This is a genomic window from Streptomyces cylindrosporus (genome assembly GCF_022698165.1).
Taxonomy (GTDB): Bacteria; Actinomycetota; Actinomycetes; order Streptomycetales; family Streptomycetaceae; genus Streptomyces; species Streptomyces cylindrosporus.
Window position 1 is genome coordinate 191638 of record NZ_JALDAY010000008.1, and the last position, 18449, is coordinate 210086.

Genomic DNA, 18449 nt, shown 5'->3' on the forward strand with positions numbered 1-18449 from the left:
CTCCTACGCCGCGACCAGGTACGAGAACACGGACTCGAGGGACTCGTCGGACGGCGAGACCGTCAGCAGCCGGATGCCGTGGTCGCGGGCGACCTTCGGCAGCAGCGCGGTGAAGCGGCCGAAGTCGACGGCCTGGATGCGCAACGCGCCTTCCTGCAGGTCGACTTCGATGCCCGACGTCGACGGGTCGGCGATCAGCGCGGCCGCGAGGGCGCGGTCGTCGCTGGAGCGGACCAGGTAGCGGTGCGGGCGGTCGGTCATCAGGCGGCGGATCTTGCGGAAGTCTCCGCTGGCCGCGTGCCGTCCGGCCACCACGACCTCGATGTGCCAGGCGAGCTGCTCGACCTCTTCGAGGATGTGGGACGAGAACAGCACCGTGCGGCCCTCGTCGCCCATACGGCGCAGCAGATCCATGAGCTGCATGCGCTGGCGCGGGTCCATGCCGTTGAACGGCTCGTCCAGCAGGAGCAGCGAGGGGTCGTGCACCAGGGCGGAGGCCATCTTCACGCGCTGGCGCATGCCCTTGGAGTACGTGGAGATCTTGCGGTCCTGCGCGTACTCCATCTCGACCGTGGCCAGGGCCTTCTGCGCCGCCTTGGCGCCCAGGCCGTGCAACTCGGCGTTGGCGACGACGAATTCGCGGCCGGTGAGGAAGTCGTACATCGCCTCGCGCTCGGGGACGATGCCGATGTGCTTGTAGATCGCCTCGTTGCGCCAGACCTGCTCGCCGTCGAGGGTGACGGAGCCGGTCGAGGGGGCGAGGAAGCCGCCCATCATGTTGATGAGGGTGGACTTTCCGGCGCCGTTGGGGCCGAGCAGGCCGGTGACGCCCGGGCCGATGGTCATGGTGATGTCGTTGACGGCGACCACGTTGCCGAACCAGCGGGAGACATGGTCGATGTTGAGCGTGGTCATAGTCCCACCTTCTGGTAGCGCCGCATCAGGAGGCCGTAGCAGGCGGCGATCAGGCCGAGGACCACGAGGACGTAGACCACGCCCTCGCCGTTCGTCGGGCCGACCGCGCCGGGGAACGCCGAGCTCGCGCCGAGGAAGGCCGACTGGACGCCGTCGATGAGCGTGACGGGCGAGAACAGGCCGATCCAGGGGATGGCGCCCGTGCTGTTCTGGGCGTCGGCGATCGCCTGGAGGGTGGAGACCGCGCCGTAGGAGATCGTCAGTACGGCGATGACGGCGGCGATGCCGAAGCCGCGCCGCGGGGTCACCGAGGCGATGACCAGGCCGATGCCGGCGAAGAGCAGTGAGAGCAGTGCCACGGAGACGAGTCCCTGCGCGAATCCCTTGGTCTGGTCGGCGAAGTCGAGCTTGGCCAGCAGCGCGCCCACATAGAGCACGATCAGCGGGGCCGCGGTCAGGACGAACATCGCGGAGGCCAGCGCGGCGTACTTCGCGCGTACGTAGTCGGCGGTCTCGATCGGCCGGGAGAAGTACAGCGGCACGGTCTTGAAGCGCAGGTCGCGCGAGACCGACTGGGGCGCCTGCGAGGCGACGTACAGGCTGATGACGGCCTGCATGATGATCGCGTAGCGCGTGTAGTCGACGGGCAGGTCCTTGGCCTTGGTGGCGACCGCGACGGCGACCATGATGGCCGCGGGCACGCACATCACCACGAAGAGCAGCATCGGCAGCACCTTGGACTTGACCGAGCGGCCGAGGCCGTAGGCGCCGCGCAGGGACTGCGAGTAGAGCGAGCGGGTCGCGTACGAGCGGCCGAGCCGGGGGCCGTCGTAGTTGCGGTAGCCGATGTTGTGGATGCGGGTCTGGTCACCCGGCGTAGCGGCGGATGTCGGCACGGGCTGCTCAACTGCCATGGACGGCCGCCTCCTTCCGCTGCTCGTCCTCGGTGGTGAAGACCTCCGAGATGTGGTGCCGGCGCTGCTCCATGCGCACCAGGCCGAGACCCAGGTCGGCGACGACGTCGCGCACCAGGTCGTACGTCTCCTCGCCCTGCGCGGTCAGCAGCAGGATGTGGCCGGCGCCCGGCAGGCCGCTGCCGGCCTCGACGCTCACCCCGCGCGCGTGCAGCGCCTCACGCATCACGCGCGTGCCGTCCGGGTGCTCGTCGGTGTCGGTGACCTCGATGGCGATCGTCGTCGTGGTCTGGGTGAAGTCCGTGGTGGAGCTGGAGCGCAGGAGCTTGCCGCCGTCGATGACGACGACGTGGTCGCAGGTGCGCTCCAGCTCGCCCAGAAGGTGCGAGGTGACCAGGACCGAGATGCCGAAGTCTGTGTAGATGCGCCGGATGAGGGCGAGCATCTCGTCGCGGCCGACCGGGTCGAGGCCGTTGGTCGGCTCGTCCAGGAAGACCAGCTGCGGGTCGTGCACGAGGGCCTGGGCGAGCTTCACGCGCTGCTTCATGCCCGTCGAGTAGCCGCCGATGGGGCGGTAGCGCTCCTCGTACAGGCCGACATGGCGCAGGGTGTCCGCGGTGCGCTCGCGCGCGGCCGTCGGCGGCAGGCCGGACATGCGGGCCATGTGGACGACGAACTCGGTCGCCGAGACGTCCGGCGGCAGGCAGTCGTGCTCCGGCATGTAGCCGACGCGCTCACGGATGGCGGCACCCTTGGTCGCGACGTCGAGCCCGAGCACTTCGGCTCGGCCCTCGGAGGCGGGGGACAGACCCAGCAGGATCTTGATCATGGTGGACTTGCCGGCTCCGTTGGCTCCGACGAGCCCGGTCACACCGGGTCCGACGTCGACGGAGAGCCGGTCAAGCGCGGTCACCCGGGGGAACCGCTTGCTCAGGCTTTCGGTCGCGATCACAGTCACGCTTCGAAGGTAGTGACCTGGACCACGCCGGTCGTCAGACCGCAGAGCTGTCTTCGTCTCAGACTCCAGATGTACGGGTCCGTAGGGGAGACCCCTACCTGAGAGCTACGCACAGTTACCCGTCACCCAGGGTTGTCCACAGCCCGGACCCCGCCTATTGACGCAGCCTCTAACAACTGTCACATTCGCTGGTGTCAAGTTACGGGCACGTACCGCAGTCGGCGTGGACGAGGGTGGGGCGGTGGCATGACGACGGCAGTGACAGACGAACTCTCCGTGGAACTGCGGGGATTCAGGCAGGTGCAGCGCCTCGCCTACGAGTGCGCCGAGGCGGTCGCCGCCCAGCTGCGGCCGGGGGTGACCGAGCGCGAGGCGGCCCGTATGCAGCGGGCGTGGCTGCGCGAGCGCGGGGTGCGGGACTGGTTCCACCTGCCCTTCGCCTGGTTCGGCGACCGCACGGCCTTCGTGAACTTCCGCGTCCCGCTCCAGTTCTTCCCCACCGACCGCCGCCTGGAGCCCGGGATGCCGTTCATCCTCGACATGGCTCCCGTGTACGACGGTTACACGGCCGACATCGGCTACTCGGGCTCGCTCGGCGTCAACCCCGTGCAGGACCGGCTCATGGCCGACCTGGAGGCGCATCGCGAGCTGATCCTGCGCGAGGTGCGCGAGCGGCGCCCGCTGCGCGCGATCTACGAGGACGTGGACCGCCTCATGGTCCGCCAGGGCTACGCCAACCGGCACCGCGCCTACCCCTTCGGCGTCATCGCCCACAAGGTCGACCGTGTGCGGCAACGCCGCTTCTCACCGCACCTGTTCGGATTCGGCACCCAGTCCCTCAAGGGCCTTGCCGCCGACGCGCTGCACGGCCACCGCGAGGGCTGGTCCCCGCTCTGGTCGCCGTACCGCTTCTCCGACCACCCGCCGCGGCCGGGCCTGTGGGCCGTCGAACCCCACCTCGGATTCCGCGGCACCGGGGCGAAGTTCGAGGAGATCCTGGTCGTCACCGACTCCAGGGACCCGGTCGAGAGCGCCTTCTGGCTGGACGACGATCTGCCGCACGTGCGGCGCTGGGCGGAGGAGAAGTGAGCATGCTCAAGGGCGCGCGCGAGCGCCGGGTGCGGACCGGCGGCGTCGAGCTGTGCGTCGCCGAACTGGGCGAGACCGGGCGGCCGACGGTCGTCCTGGTGCACGGCTACCCGGACAGCAAGGAGGTCTGGTCCGAGGTCGCCACGCGGCTCGCGGACCGCTTCCACGTGGTGTTGTACGACGTCCGGGGCCACGGCCGCTCGTCGGCGCCGCAGCCCCTGCGCGGCGGCTTCACCCTGGAGAAGCTCACCGACGACTTCCTCGCGGTGATCGACGCGGTCAGCCCGGACCGGCCGGTGCACGTGGTGGGCCACGACTGGGGCTCGGTCCAGTCCTGGGAGTTCGTCACCGTCCAGCGCACCGAGGGGCGCATCGCGTCGTTCACGTCGATGTCCGGCCCGTCCTTGGACCACTTCGGCCACTGGATCAACAGCCGCCTGAGGAAGCCCACTCCGCGCCGGGTCGGCCAACTCCTCGGCCAGGGAGCCAAGTCCTGGTACGTGTACGCGCTGCATACGCCCGTGCTGCCCGAACTGGCCTGGCGCGGCCCCCTCGGCAAGCGCTGGCCGGCCGTCCTGCGCCGCTTCGAGAAGGTGACCGGCGACGGCTACCCGACCACCTCGCTGCCCCAGGACGCTGCCCACGGGGCGTGGCTGTACCGCGACAACGTCCGGGCGAGGCTGCGCAGGCCACGCCCCGACGTGTACGCGCACGCGCCCGTGCAGCTCATCACGCCCCTGGAGGACGCCTTCCTGTCCCAGCGCCTCTACGACGACCTCGACACCTGGGTCCCGCGGCTGACCCGCCGCACGCTCCCCGCCAAGCACTGGATACCGCGCACCCGGCCCGACCAACTGGCCTCCTGGATCACGGAGTTCGTGACGGCCACCGAGGGAGGCCGGACCGAGGTGGCGGCGACCGGCAAGTACGCCGAGCGCTTCGGCGGACAGCTCGTCCTGGTCACCGGTGCGGGCAGCGGCATCGGACGGGCCACCGCGTTCGCGTTCGCCGAGGCCGGCGCGCGCGTGGTCGCCGTCGACCGGGACGCCGAGGCCGCGACCCGCACCGCCGAACTGTCCCGCCTGGTCGGCGCCCCGGAGGCCTGGGCGGAGACCGTGGACGTCTCCGACGAGCAGGCCATGGAGAAGCTCGCCGACAAGGTCGCCGCCGAGTACGGCGTGGTGGACGTCCTGGTGAACAACGCCGGGATCGGCCTGGGCGGCTCCTTCTTCGACACCACACCGGAGGACTGGAAGAAGGTCCTCGACGTCAACCTGTGGGGTGTCATCCACGGCTGCCGACTCTTCGGGAAGCAGATGGCCGAGCGCGGCCAGGGCGGCCACATCGTCAACACCGCGTCGGCAGCCGCGTACCAGCCCTCCAAGGCGCTGCCCGCCTACAGCACCTCCAAGGCGGCCGTGCTGATGCTCAGCGAGTGCCTGCGCGCCGAACTCGCCGGGCAGGGTATCGGCGTGAGCGCGATCTGCCCCGGCTTCGTCAACACCAACATCACCTCCACCGCGCGCTTCGCGGGCGTGGACGCCGAGGAGGAGAAGCGCCGCCAGAAGAAGTCCGCGCGCCTGTACGGGCTGCGCAACTACCCGCCGGAGAAGGTCGCCGACGCCGTCCTGAAGGCCGTCGTCCGCAACCAGGCCGTCGTGCCGGTTACTCCGGAGGCCCGGGGCGCCCACCTGATGTCCCGCTTCACCCCGCGCGCGTTGCGGGCGATAGCCCGGCTGGAACCACCGCTGTGAGCGCGCCGAGCCGAGTGGGGAGGGCGGCGGCGTGAGCGACGCGGCGGTGTATCGGATCGAGGACCTGGCCCACGCGAGCGGCGCCACCGTCCGCACCATCCGTGCCTACCAGGACCGCGGCCTGCTCCCCCGCCCCGAGCGGCGCGGCCGCGCCAACCTCTACTCCGAGACCCACCTCGCCCGGCTGCGCCGGATCGCCGACCTGCTCGACCGCGGCTACACCCTGGCCTCCATCAAGGAGCTCCTGGAGGCCTGGGACGCGGGCCGCGGCCTCGGCGGGGTGCTCGGGCTGGTCGCCGAGGTGGACGGCCCGTGGACCGACGAGGAGGCGGTACGGATCTCCCGCGCCGAACTCGACGAACGCTTCGGCGGCTCCCCCGACGCCGCAGCGGTCGCGGACGCCGTGGAGCTCGGCATCCTGGAACCGGTCCCGGGCGACGAGGACCACTTCCTCGTACCGAGTCCCCAAGAGCTCGCCGTGGCCGTGGAGTTGCACTCGGCGGGCGTGCCGCTGTCCGCGATCTCCGGTCATCTGCGGGAGTTGAGGGGGCAGGTCGAGCACATCGCGGCCCGTTTCCTGGAGTTCACCACCGAGCACGTCTTCGCGCGCTACCTCGAAGGCCCGCACCGCCCGACCGACGCGGACGCGGCGGAAGCGGCCTCGCTGGTACGGCGGCTGCGGCCACTCGCGCAGCAGACGGTGGACGCGGAACTCGCGCGGGCGATGCGGTTGTTGGCGGTCCGGCATCTGCGGCAGCACCTCGGCGGGCAGGGCGCTGCGTCGGCCCGGCCGATGTCACGCTCCGTGGTTCTGCCCGAGGAGACGATTCGGGCGGTGGAGGAGCTGGTTGGCGCTGAACGGGTGGCGGAGTTCGTTGGGCTGGCGGCTGAACGGGAGGTGCGGGCAAGGGTGTTGGACGTGCTCGCGTCAAGGGGAGGCCCCCCAGGCGATCTTGACGAAGGGGGCTGACATGTCGGGGAGTTGTCCACAGAACCGCCAAGTAGCCTGTGGATAACTACAGTTGGTTGTGGATCAAACCTCGGAACAAAAAAATTAGCGTGACGCACGTCTCTCCCCTCATGCTGATCGCATGGATGAAAGACGCACCGTAAAGGTGTCGAAATACCTCTCGAAGCACCTACGGCATCAACCCGAACGAATCGGGCTGACCCTCGACGACGGCGGCTGGGTCGAGATCGACGAGCTGATCGCCGCGGCCGCCGCGCACAACTTCCGCTTCACCCGCGACGAACTGGACCACGTCGTCGCCGCCAACGACAAGCAGCGCTTCGCGATCGACGGCACCCGGATCCGCGCCAGCCAGGGCCACAGCGTCGACGTCGACCTGGGACTGCCCCCGGCGACCCCGCCGCCGTACCTCTACCACGGGACCGTGGACCGCTACCTGGACGCCATCCGCACCGAGGGGCTGCGCCCCATGAACCGGCACGACGTGCACCTCTCGCCCGACCGCGAGACGGCCACGCGCGTGGGCGCGCGGCGCGGGCGGCCCGTTGTGCTCTCGGTTGACGCGGGCGCCATGCACCGGGACGGGCACGTGTTCCACGTCAGCGCGAACGGGGTGTGGCTGACACAGGGCGTGCCCCCGCGGTACCTGCGCTTCCCCGAGTCGCGCTGAGCCCCTGCTCACGCCGTGGCCGGGCAGCCGCGCACCGTGACCGTTTCGTCCGTTGTCAGAGGGTGCGCTTAGTCTCGTACGCATGAGTCTGCGTTTGAGCACCGTGATCCTTCCGCACCGCCGCTGGCACGAGGGCGGCCGTTCGGCATGGCAGCGGGCCGAGCAGCTCGGCTTCCACACCGCCTACACCTACGACCACCTCTCCTGGCGCGTCCCCTTCCGCGACGGCCCGTGGTTCGGTGCCGTGCCCACCCTGACCGCCGCCGCGGCCGTCACCGAGCGGCTCCGCCTGGGCACCCTGGTGACCTCGCCGAACTTCCGGCACCCGGTGACCCTCGCCAAGGAGCTGATCTCCCTCGACGACATCTCCGGCGGCCGCGTCACCCTCGGCATAGGAGCGGGCGGCACCGGCTTCGACGCCACCGCGCTCGGGCAGGAGCCCTGGACGCCGCGCGAGCGGGCCGACCGGCTCGCCGAGTTCGTGCCGCTCCTGGACCGGCTGCTGACCGAGGACTCGGTGTCGTACGAGGGCAACTACTACTCGGCGCACGAGGCCCGCAACATCCCCGGCTGTGTGCAGGGTCCCCGGCTGCCCTTCGCGGTGGCCGCGACCGGCCCCCGCGGACTGCGGCTCGCCGCCCGGTACGGACAGGCCTGGGTGACCACCGGCGACCCCAAGCTGTACGAGGACGGCACTCCTGAACAGTCGATTCAAGCCATTCGCGGACAGGCCGAGAGGCTCGCCGACGCCTGCGCCGAGATCGGGCGGGACATGGCCGGAATGGACCGGACCCTGCTCACCGGGTTCACCCCGGACCGGGCCCGCCCGCTGGAGTCGCTCGACGCGTTCGTGGACTTCGCCGGCCGCCACCGCGAGCTGGGCTTCACCGAGATCGTGATCCACTGGCCCATCCCCGGCACGGCGTTCGCCGCCGACCAGAAGGTCTTCGAACAGATCGCCATGGAGGCGCGGGCACAGCTCGGCTGAGCCGACAGAGGGTGACGGTGCTGATGAGGACGGTAACCACTCACATGTGCGCGGTCCCGCACGGCCGTGCGGGCATATGCGGGAGAATGGCCGGGTGACCTCAGCGACTCGACAGCCCGAGACCCCGGCCGCCGCCGTTCCGCCCCGGCTCATAGCCACCGATCTCGACGGCACCCTGCTGCGCGACGACAAGTCCGTCTCCCCGCGCACGGTCGCCGCCCTCGCCGCCGCCGAGGAGGCGGGCATCGAGGTCTTCTTCGTCACCGGCCGCCCGGCCCGCTGGATGGACGTCGTCAGCGACCACGTGCACGGCCACGGCCTGGCCATCTGCGGCAACGGCGCGGCGGTGGTCGACCTGCACGGCGGCCCCGGCGCCCACCGCTTCGTGAAGGTGCGCGAGCTGGCGAAGGACAACGCGCGGGACGCCGTACGACTGCTGCGGGACGCGGCGCCCGGCACGGTGTACGCGGTCGAGCAGACGTACGGCTTCTACCAGGAGCCGGACTATCCCAAGCTGCACATGGAGATACCGGACAACCTCGCGCCCGCCGAGGAGCTGCTGGCGCCGGACGGGCCCGCGGCCGGCGAGCCGGTGCTCAAGATCCTCGCCTACCACCCCTCGCTCGACCCGGACGGCTTCCTCACCACCGCCCGCCTCGCCATCGGCGACCGCGCCAACGTCACCCGTTCCAGCCCCAGCGCCCTGCTGGAGATCAGCGGCCCCGGCGTCTCCAAGGCCAGCACGCTCGCCCTGTGCTGCGCCGAGCGCGGCATCTCGCACGAACAGGTCGTCGCCTTCGGCGACATGCCGAACGACGTCGAGATGCTGACCTGGGCGGGCCGCTCGTACGCGATGGGCAACGCCCACCCGGACGTCATCGCCGCGGCCTCGGGCCGGACGGTCGCCAACAACGAGGACGGGGTGGCGGTCGTGATCGAGCGGATGCTGGCGGAGCGGGGGTAGCGGAGGCCGACGGACGCTTGTAAGGGGCGTCGGCCATTGAGCGCGCCTCTTACATCGCGTCTCTTGCATCGAACGCCGCGCCGCTATCCGACCGGCACGCCCCGTGCCGCCAGCCACGGCAGCGGGTCCACCGCCGAGCCCAGCTCCGGGGTGACGCGGACCTCGAAGTGCAGGTGCGGGCCGGTGGAGTTGCCGCTGGTGCCGGACTGGGCGATCCACTGGCCGGCGCCCACCCGCTCGCCCTGGTCGACCGTCACGGCGGCCAGGTGGGCGTACTGCGTGTAGTAGCCGCCGGGATGCTCGATCACGATCTCGATGCCGAAGGCGCCCCCGCAGGACACCCTCACCACGCGGCCCGCGCCGACCGCCCGCACCGGCGTCCCGATCGGCACCGCGAAGTCCTGCCCGGTGTGCCGGTTCGCCCACCGCTCGCCGCCACTGCCGAAGCCCGCCGAGAGTTCGTACGTCTCCACCGGCGTGACCCACGCCTGCGTGACCTGCGTATTCGGCTGGTCCAGCCGGACCGCGCCACGGCAGCTGCCCGCCGCCACCGACGCGTCCGCCCGGCCCTGCAACTCCCACCGCGCCTGTTCGAGGCTGCGCTGGATGCCGTCCTTCATGGCCGCGAGCCCGGCGTTCCGCTTCTCCAGGGCCTGCCACTGAGCCGCCGCCTTCTTCTCGTCGGCGGCCAGCCGCGCCTCGGCCCGGCGGCTCTTGCCGACCGCGTTCTCCAGCGCCAGATTCGCCTGCGAGAAGACATGCTGACCGCGCATCAGCTCGTCCGGGCTCTTCGCGAGGATGATCTGCGCGGTCAGCGGGAGCCCGCCGCCGGTGCGGTACTGGGCGCGGGCGATACGCCCCAGGTCCTCGTGCATCACGGCGATCTCCTGCCGTTCGCGGGCGAGCAGCGCCTCCGCCCGGCCTGCCCGCGCCCGCTGCAGCTCAGCCTCCTGCCGGCCCGCCTCGTACCGCTGCGTCGCCACCGCCGCGTCCTGGTAGAGCCGCGCCACCTGCGCACTCACGTCCGAGTCGCCGTCCTGGTCGCCCGGTTCCCCGTCGGCCGCCGTCGGGCGGGCCGCCAGCACGGCGAGAGCGCACAGCAGCGCCGGAACGAGCAGCGGGTGACGGCGAGGTGAGCGCATGTCAGCGATCGTGACCCGGCACCCCGGTTCCGGTCCTGTTCAACTCGTACGCCCGGGGGACCCGTTGCTGCGGACGGGGCACGGTCGGCCTTCCGGTGCCCGGCTCAGTACGGCGCCTCCCACACCACCGTCGTACCGCCGCCGCCCTCCCCGATGCCCGGCCCGTGTCTGCTGTCGCCGCCCAGGGACTCGGCCCGCCGTTCGAGGTTGTTCAGGCCGCTGCGGCGGCCGCCGGCCGGGATCCCGACGCCGTCGTCCGCGACCGTCAGCCGTACGCCCGGGCGTCCGTCCGGCAGGGTCACCGTCGCGTCGACGACGACGTCGATCCGGGAGGCCCGGGCGTGCCGGAAGGCGTTGGAGAGGGCCTCGCGCAGGGCGGCGATGAGGTTCTTGCCGGTGAGGTCGCCGACCAGGGTGTCGACCGCGCCGACGAAGCGGTGCGCGGGCCTGAAGCCGAGCGGCACGGCGGCCATGGCGATCTCGCGCAGCACGCGCGTGCTCAGCCCGGAGGGCACCTCGGCGGGGCCCTGCTGGAGCGCGAAGACGGCCGTGCGGATCTCCTGGATGGTGACGTCGAGCTCGTCGACCGCCTTGCCGACCCCGTCCCGCACCTCGGGCACGCCCGACGCGCGCTGGGCGCTCTCCAGCATCATGCCGGTCGCGAACAGCCGCTGGATGACAAGATCGTGCAGGTCACGGGCGATCCGGTCGCGGTCCTCGTACACCGCGAGCCGCTCCCGGTCCCGCTGCGCCTCGGCCATCATCAGCGCGAGCGCGGCCTGCGAGGCGAACTGGGCCGCCATCGTCCGCTCGGCCTCCGTGAACGCGGGCTCCCCTTGCGCCCGCGGGGTGACAAGGGCCCCCAGGACGCGTCCGTCGCTCTGCAGCGGCAGCATCATGACCGGCCCGTACACGCGCCCGTGCGGGGTGAGCATGCGCCGGTCGGTGGCCGCGTCGTCGATGAACACGGCCTGCCCGGCGAGGAGTTCGGCGACCAGCTCGCTGTCCGGCGGGACGACCGAGCCCAGCATCGTGGAGGGCCGGTCCGCGGCCACGGCCACGATCTCCAGGCCGCCCTCGTCGGCGGGCAGCAGCACGATCCCGGCCGCGGACCCGGACAGCCGGCGCGCCTGCTCGGCGACGACCTGGAGCGCGTCGTCGGTGTCCCCGCCCGACAGCAGCGCCGTGGTGACCGCCACCGACCCGTCGATCCACTGCTCCCGCTGCCTTGCCGCCTCGTACAGCCGCGCGTTGCCGACGGCGATACCGGCCTCGGTCGCCAGCACCCGGACCATGGCCAGGTCGAAGTCGTCGAACGGCCGGCCGCCGTGCTTCTCCGTCAGATACAGATTGCCGAAGATCTCGCCCTGCACCCGGATCGGCAGCCCCAGGAAGCCGCGCATCACGGGGTGGTGCTCGGGAAAGCCGCACGATCGCGGATCCCGCGTCAGATCCGCGACCCGCACCGGCTCCGGGTCCCGGATCAGCGCCCCGAGCAGCCCCTTGTGCCCGTCGGGCAACCGCCCGATCCGACGCGCGGTCTCCGCGTCCACCCCGCGGAAGACGAAGTCGGCGAGCCCGTCCCCGTCCTCGTCGACGACCCCGATCGCCGCGTACCGGGCACCCGTCAGATCGGCCGCGGTCGCGCAGATCCGCTCCAGTGTGGAGTGCAGTTCGAGCCCACTCCCGACGGACCGCATCGCCTCCAGGAGCTGTGGCACATGCGCGGCCAGTTCGGCGGAGAGGCCTGACAGGGGACGCCCGGGGCCGGACGACGGTGCGACGGACATGCCCCGAGCGTAGTTAGTCCCCTTTGTCACGGAAACTTGAGACGGGGTCGCGTCCTACGACGCTCCCACCAGCGACTCCGCCTCCGCCTCCCGCTCCACCATCGCCCGCAAGGGCCCAGGCACAGCGGCCAGCTCCGCGTACGACCCGCGCTGCACGACCCGCCCCTGATCGAGTACGACGACCTCGTCGACCGTCTCGAGACCGGTCAGCCGGTGCGTGATGAGCAGCGTCGTGCGGCCCTCGGTGGCGGCCAGCAGGTCGGCCGTCAGCGCGTCGGCCGTGGGCAGGTCGAGGTGCTCGGCGGGCTCGTCGAGCACCAGTACCGGGAAGTCGGCCAGCAGCGCGCGGGCCAGCGCGAGTCGCTGCCGCTGCCCGCCGGACAGCCGTGCGCCGTGCTCGCCGACCAGCGTGTCGAGCCCGTCGGGCAGACCGTCGGCCCAGTCCAGCAGCCGGGCCCCGGCGAGCGCCTCGCGCAGGTCGTCCTCGGTGGCGTCCTTCCTCGCCAGCAGCAGGTTCTCGCGCACCGAGCTGTCGAAGAGGTGCGCGTCCTGCGCGCACAGCCCGACCAGCCGTCGTACGTCGTCGCTGTCGAGCGCGTACGCGTCGACGCCGGCCAGCGTGTAGGAGCCGGCCTCCGCGTCCAGGAACCGCAGCAGGGTCTGGGCGAGGGTGGTCTTGCCGGAACCGGACGGTCCGACGACGGCGACCCGGCGCCCCTGGTCGAGGGTGAGATCGAGACCCGTGAGCGCGTCCCGGTCCTGCCCCGCGTGCCGGGCGGTGAGGCCCTTGAGGGCGACCGGGAAGGGGGAGGCGGGCGCCTGCCGGGGCCGCTCGGGCTCCCGTACCGGCGCGGGCGCGTCGAGCACCTCGTACACGCGCTCGGCGCTCCTGCGCACCCGCTGCCGGTACTGCACGGCGAGCGGCATGCCGAGCACGGCCTCGAAGGCGGCCAGCGGAGTGAGGACGACGACCGCCATCGCGACGCCGCCGAGCCGCCCGTCGGCGACACCCTGGGCGCCCGCGAGGGCGGTGGCGGCGACGGTCAGGCCGGAGATCAGAGAGGTGAGCCCGTCGCCGAGCGCGGTGGCGGTGGCCGCGCGGGAGGCGATCCGGGTGAGCGTGCCGTCGGCCCGGCGGGCTTCGGCCGTACGGGCGGGCAGGGCGCCGGCGACGGTCAACTCCGCGGTGCCGGTGAGCAGGTCGGTCACCCGCGTGGCCAGCACCCCTCGGGCGGGGGCCAGCCTGCGTTCGGCGCGCCGGGCGACGGCGCCGGTGATCAGCGGGACGCCGACGCCGGCCGCGAGCAGGCCGAGGGCGAGCATGGCGCCGGCCTCGGGCAGCAGCCACGCCGTGAAGCCGACGGAGGCGGCCGACACGAGCGCGGCGGCACCGGCGGGCAGCAGCCAGCGCAGCCAGTAGTCCTGCAGGGCGTCCACGTCGGCGACGAGCCGCGAGAGCAGATCGCCCCGGCGGGTACGGCGCAGCCCGGCGGGCGCCAGTCGCTCCAGGCGTCGGTAGACGGCGACCCTGGTGTCGGCGAGCATCCGCAGCACGGCGTCGTGCGACACCAGCCGCTCGCCGTACCGGAACACGGCCCGCCCGATCCCGAAGGCCCGCGTCGCCGTCACGGCCACCATCAGGTACAGCACGGGAGGCTGCTGGGAGGCCCGCGAGATGAGCCAGCCGGAGGTCGCCATGAGTCCTACGGCACTGCCGAGGGCGAGGGTGCCGAGGAGGAGGGCGAGGGTCAGGCGGCTGCGGCGGGGCGCGGCCATGGCGCGGACCCGGGCGAGGACGCCGAGACGGTGCCCGGACAGGCCTCGGGCATGAGTGAGGCTGCCGTCGGCGGCCGCCAGAGGTGGAACGGGTTCCGCGGCGCGGGAGGTCTGGTGGGCGGAACCCTCCGTGCGCCCAACCGCGCCCTCCCCGTCGCTCGCGCCTGCCCCCGCCGGCTCTACGGCGGTTGCCGCGCTGCTCACGCCAAGGCGCGGGTGGGCACGGGCCGGTTCCGCCACCCGCACCACTCGATCCGCCACCCCGAGCAACGCCGGGCGATGCACCACCAGCAGCACCGTCCGCCCCACCGCAAGCCGCCGTACCGCCTCCACGACCTCCGCCTCGGTGGCGCCGTCCAGCGCGGCCGTCGGCTCGTCTAGGAGCAGTACGGGCCGGTCCGCGAGGAACGCCCGGGCCAGCGCGAGCCGTTGCCGCTGGCCCGCGGAGAGTCCGGCACCGTCCTCGCCGAGCACCGTGCCGGGCCCGGCGGGCAGCGCGTCCACGAACTCCAGCGCCCCGGCGTCCCCCAACGCCCGCCGTACGGCGGCATCGTCGGCGTCGGGGCGCGCCAGCCGTACGTTCTCGGCGATGGTCCCGGCGAACAGGTGCGGCCGCTGCGGCACCCAGGCGATCCGCGACCGCCACTGCTCCAGGTCGACCTCGGCGAGATCGACTCCCCCGATCCGCACCCGCCCCTCGGTCGCCGGCACGAATCCCAACAGCACGTTCAGCAGCGTCGACTTGCCCGCCCCGCTCGGCCCGACGAGAGCCACGGTCTCCCCGGACTCGACGGCGAAGGACACGTCCGACACGGCGTCCTCGGCCCGGCCCGGATAGCGGACGGTGACCCCCTCGAAGGCCACGGCGCCCGCCGGCACGGCACCGCTGCCCGAGGCCGGGACAGGCGTCTCCAGTACCGCGAAGATCTCCTCGGCGGCCGCGAGACCCTCCGCCGCCGCGTGGTACTGCGCCCCGACCTGGCGCAGCGGCAGATACGCCTCCGGCGCCAGCACCAGGATGACGAGGCCGACGTACAGGTCCATCTCGCCGTGCACGAGCCGCATGCCGATGGTCACGGCGACCAGCGCCACCGAGAGCGTGGCGAGCAGCTCCAGGGCGAAGGAGGAGATGAAGGCGATCCGCAGGGTCCGCATGGTCGCCTGCCGGTACTCGCCGGTGATGCGCTTGATCGACTCGGCCTGTGCCTTGGCTCGCCCGAACACCTTCAGGGTCGGCAGTCCCGCGACGACGTCCAGGAAGTGCCCGGACAGGCGGGACAGCAGCTGCCACTGACGGTCCATCCGGGACTGCGTGGCCCAGCCGATGAGGATCATGAAGACCGGGATGAGCGGCAGGGTCCCCACGATGATGGCCGCCGAGACCCAGTCCTCGGTGACGACCCGCGCCAGGACCGCCACCGGCACGACCACCGCGAGCCCCAGCTGCGGCAGATAGCGCGAGAAGTAGTCGTCGAGGGCGTCGACTCCACGCGTGGCCAGGGCGACCAGCGATCCGGTCCGCTGTCCGCCGAGCCAGCCGGGCCCCAGCGCGACCGCCCGCTCCAGCAGCCGCCCCCGCAGCTCCGACTTCACCGCCGCGCTCGCCCGGTGGGCGGCGAGCTCGGTGAGCCAGGAGACCAGGGCGCGACCACCGGCCACGGCCACCAACAGCAACAGGGGAGTGCGCAGTTCACTGACCGACATCCCGTGCTGGAAGGCGCCCACCACCACTTCGGCGATGAGCATCGCCTGCGCGATGACCAGGAGGGCACCGAGGACGCCCAGGCCGACCACGGCCGCCATGAACAGGCGGGTGGCACGGGCGTATCGGAGCAGACGCGGATCGATTGGTTTCACGTGAAACACACCTCAGTGCACGGTCTCGGCGACGTTCAGTGCACGGACTCAGCGATGTGCTGCGTACCGATGCGCTTGCGGAACACCCAGTAGGTCCAGCCCTGGTAGAGCAGGACGAGCGGGGTGGCGATCGCCGCCAGCCAGGTCATGATCTTCAGGGTGTACGCGCTCGACGAGGCGTTGGTGACCGTGAGGCTCCAGTCCTCGTTGAGCGACGACGGCATGACGTTCGGGAAGAGCGACAGGAAGAGCATCGCCACCGCGGCCACGATCGTGACGCCGGACAGCGCGAACGACCAGCCCTCACGCCCGGCCTGGTTCGCCGCCAGCGCCGCGACCAGGGCGGCGACGGCCACGATCAGCGCGACCAGGCTCTTGCCGTCGCCGCTGTCGACCTGCGTCCAGAGCAGGAAGACCAGCGCCAGTACGGCGGTGAGCAGACCGACCTTCGTCGCCAGTGCCCGCGCGCGGACCCGGATGTCGCCGACGGTCTTGAGCGCCGTGAACACCGCTCCGTGGAAGGTGAACAGCGTCAGCGTGACCAGGCCGCCGAGGAGGGCGTACGGGTTGAGCAGGTCCCAGAAGGTGCCGACGTACTCGAGGTTCTTGTCGATCTTCACGCCCCGCACGATGTTGCCGAAGGCCACGCCCCACAGGAACGCCGGGATCAGCGAGGTCCAGAAGATCGCGGTCTCCCAGTTGCGCTGCCAGTTCTCCTCGGGCCGCTTGGCGCGGTACTCGAAGGCGACCCCGCGCACGATCAGGCAGACCAGGATGATCAGCAGCGGCAGGTAGAAGCCGGAGAAGAGGGTGGCGTACCACTCGGGGAAGGCGGCGAAGGTCGCGCCGCCCGCCGTGAGCAGCCACACCTCGTTGCCGTCCCAGACCGGGCCGATGGTGTTGATCAGCACCCGCTTCTCGGGCCGGTCCCGGGCGAGCAGCTTGGTGAGGATGCCGACCCCGAAGTCGAAGCCCTCCAGGAAGAAGTAGCCGGTCCACAGGACGGCGATGAGCACGAACCAGACGTCGTGAAGTTCCATGACTCGATCTCCCTCGGCCTAGTACGAGAAGGCCATCGGCTTGTCGGCGTCACGGGTGTCGCCGCCGATCTTCGTGGGCGGGTTGAGGTCTGCCTCGGTGAGCTCGGGCGGGCCGGCCTTGACGTACTTCACCATCAGCTTGACCTCGACGACGGCGAGGACGGCGTACAGCGCGGTGAAGGTGATCATCGAGGTGAGGACCTCGGCCTGGGAGACACCGGGGGAGACCGCGTGCCGGGTCTGCAGGACGCCGTAGACGACCCACGGCTGGCGGCCCATCTCGGTGAAGATCCAGCCCCAGGAGTTGGCGATCAGCGGGAAGCCCAGGGTCCAGATGGCCACCAGCCAGTACAGCCTGCCGAGCTTGGGGCTCAGCGCCTTGTTGCGGAAGAGCACCAGATGCGGCACCTCGTCGTCGCCGACCCGCAGATGCTGGGGCAGCATGAACTTCTTGCGGGTCAGCCACAGGCCGAGGATGCCGATGGCGAAGGACGCCATGCCGAAGCCGATCATCCAGCGGAACGCCCAGAAGGCGACCGGGATGTTGGGCCGGTAGTCGCCGGGGCCGTACTTCTGCTGCTCGGCCTTGTTGGTGTCGTTGATGCCGGGGACGTACGAGTTGAAGTCGTCGTCGGCGAGGAACGACAGTATCCCGGGGACGGACAGCTCGACGGTGTTGTGGCCCTTGCTGACGTCGCCGTACGCGAAGATCGAGAACGGTGCGGAGTCCTGGCCGTCCCACAGCGCCTCCGCGGCGGCCATCTTCATCGGCTGCTGCTTGAACATCACCTTGCCGAGGGTGTCGCCGCTGATCGCGGTGAGCATTCCGGCGATGACCACGGTGACCAGGCCGAGGCGCAGCGAGCTCTTCATCACGGAGACGTGCTTCTTGCGGAAGAGGTGGAAGGCCGCGATGCCGACCATGAACGCGCCACCGGTCAGGAAGGACGCGCTGAGCGTGTGGAAGGCCTGGGCCAGCGCGGTGTTCTGGGTCAGCACGTGCCAGAAGTCGGTGAGTTCGGCCCGCCCCTTGGCCTTGTTGATCTTGTAGCCGACGGGGTGCTGCATCCAGGAGTTGGCCGCGAGGATGAAGTACGCCGACAGGATCGTGCCGATCGAGACCATCCAGATGCAGGCCAGGTGGATCTTCTTGGGCAGCTTGTCCCAGCCGAAGATCCACAGGCCGATGAAGGTCGACTCGAAGAAGAAGGCGATCAGCGCCTCGAAGGCGAGCGGGGCGCCGAAGATGTCACCGACGAAGCGCGAGTAGTCGGACCAGTTCATGCCGAACTGGAACTCCTGCACGATGCCGGTGACCACGCCCATCGCGATGTTGATCAGGAAGAGCTTGCCCCAGAACTTGGTCGCCCGGAGGTACTTCTCCTTCTCCGTACGCACCCAGGCGGTCTGCAGGCCGGCCGTGAGGGCGGCGAGCGAGATCGTGAGCGGGACGAAGAGGAAGTGGTAGACGGTGGTGATACCGAACTGCCAGCGCGCCAGCGTCTCCGGCGCCAAAGCCAGGTTCACGTCGCCGCTCCTTACATGCGCTTGTGAAAGCGTTCACATTCACAAGCAATTATGGACCATACCCGTTCGACACGGGATGGGCGGGGGGTCCCTAA

General features: G+C 71.2%; 14 protein-coding genes. 6 read left to right on the plus strand and 8 right to left on the minus strand.

The features are described 5' to 3' along the window. Positions 1 to 3: 3 nt before the first annotated feature. Genes MQP27_RS26565 through MQP27_RS26575 form a run of 3 tightly spaced genes read right to left on the minus strand, consistent with a single transcriptional unit; the run spans position 4 to position 2781 of the window. A complete protein-coding gene (locus tag MQP27_RS26565) occupies positions 4 to 915 on the minus strand; it encodes an ABC transporter ATP-binding protein (RefSeq protein ID WP_242768263.1) in 912 nt (303 codons plus the stop codon). Then, positions 912 to 1829, minus strand: coding sequence for an ABC transporter permease (locus tag MQP27_RS26570; protein ID WP_242768265.1), 918 nt, complete (start codon positions 1827 to 1829; stop codon positions 912 to 914). Before MQP27_RS26570 ends, MQP27_RS26565 begins: the two co-directional genes overlap by 4 nt. Then, positions 1819 to 2781: an ABC transporter ATP-binding protein gene (locus MQP27_RS26575; RefSeq protein ID WP_242768766.1), complete on the minus strand. Its 963-nt coding sequence runs from the start codon at positions 2779 to 2781 to the stop codon at positions 1819 to 1821. Before MQP27_RS26575 ends, MQP27_RS26570 begins: the two co-directional genes overlap by 11 nt. 252 nt (positions 2782 to 3033) lie before the next feature. On the opposite strand from MQP27_RS26575, the gene MQP27_RS26580 reads away from it, so the two are divergent. The 6 genes from MQP27_RS26580 (at position 3034) to MQP27_RS26605 (ending at position 9222) form a co-directional block, all read left to right on the plus strand. Then, entirely contained in the window at positions 3034 to 3876 is an 843-nt protein-coding gene (locus MQP27_RS26580) for a M24 family metallopeptidase (protein WP_242768267.1), read from the plus strand. 2 nt (positions 3877 to 3878) lie between these two features. Further along, complete coding sequence (locus MQP27_RS26585; RefSeq protein ID WP_242768767.1) at positions 3879 to 5630, plus strand: SDR family oxidoreductase; 1752 nt, start codon at positions 3879 to 3881, stop codon at positions 5628 to 5630. A 31-nt stretch (positions 5631 to 5661) separates the two neighbouring features. Continuing rightward, positions 5662 to 6600 carry a MerR family transcriptional regulator gene (locus tag MQP27_RS26590; RefSeq protein ID WP_242768269.1) on the plus strand — a complete coding sequence of 313 codons (939 nt, stop codon included), beginning with the start codon at positions 5662 to 5664 and terminating at the stop codon, positions 6598 to 6600. Between the two features lie 121 nt (positions 6601 to 6721). Next, positions 6722 to 7270, plus strand: a complete 549-nt coding sequence (locus tag MQP27_RS26595) for an RNA 2'-phosphotransferase (RefSeq protein WP_242768271.1) — start codon at positions 6722 to 6724, stop codon at positions 7268 to 7270. Between the two features lie 82 nt (positions 7271 to 7352). Continuing rightward, entirely contained in the window at positions 7353 to 8258 is a 906-nt protein-coding gene (locus MQP27_RS26600; RefSeq protein WP_242768273.1) for an LLM class flavin-dependent oxidoreductase, read from the plus strand. A gap of 76 nt (positions 8259 to 8334) precedes the next feature. After that, entirely contained in the window at positions 8335 to 9222 is an 888-nt protein-coding gene (locus tag MQP27_RS26605) for a Cof-type HAD-IIB family hydrolase (RefSeq protein WP_242768275.1), read from the plus strand. An 83-nt stretch (positions 9223 to 9305) separates the two neighbouring features. Here the strand turns inward: MQP27_RS26605 and MQP27_RS26610 are convergent, their stop codons facing one another. The 5 genes from MQP27_RS26610 to MQP27_RS26630 form a co-directional block, all read right to left on the minus strand. Next, positions 9306 to 10364 carry a M23 family metallopeptidase gene (locus tag MQP27_RS26610; protein WP_242768277.1) on the minus strand — a complete coding sequence of 353 codons (1059 nt, stop codon included), beginning with the start codon at positions 10362 to 10364 and terminating at the stop codon, positions 9306 to 9308. Between the two features lie 104 nt (positions 10365 to 10468). After that, on the minus strand, positions 10469 to 12154 hold the full coding sequence (locus MQP27_RS26615) for a sensor histidine kinase (protein ID WP_242768286.1): 1686 nt from the start codon (positions 12152 to 12154) through the stop codon (positions 10469 to 10471). Positions 12155 to 12208: 54 nt separating this feature from the next. Beyond that, on the minus strand, positions 12209 to 15787 hold the full coding sequence (gene cydD / locus MQP27_RS26620) for a thiol reductant ABC exporter subunit CydD (RefSeq protein ID WP_242768288.1): 3579 nt from the start codon (positions 15785 to 15787) through the stop codon (positions 12209 to 12211). A 35-nt stretch (positions 15788 to 15822) separates the two neighbouring features. After that, positions 15823 to 16827: a cytochrome d ubiquinol oxidase subunit II gene (gene cydB / locus MQP27_RS26625; RefSeq protein WP_242768291.1), complete on the minus strand. Its 1005-nt coding sequence runs from the start codon at positions 16825 to 16827 to the stop codon at positions 15823 to 15825. Between the two features lie 18 nt (positions 16828 to 16845). Beyond that, positions 16846 to 18354 (minus strand): cytochrome ubiquinol oxidase subunit I, encoded by a 1509-nt coding sequence (locus MQP27_RS26630; RefSeq protein WP_242768293.1) that lies wholly within the window; start codon positions 18352 to 18354, stop codon positions 16846 to 16848. Positions 18355 to 18449: the final 95 nt, after the last annotated feature.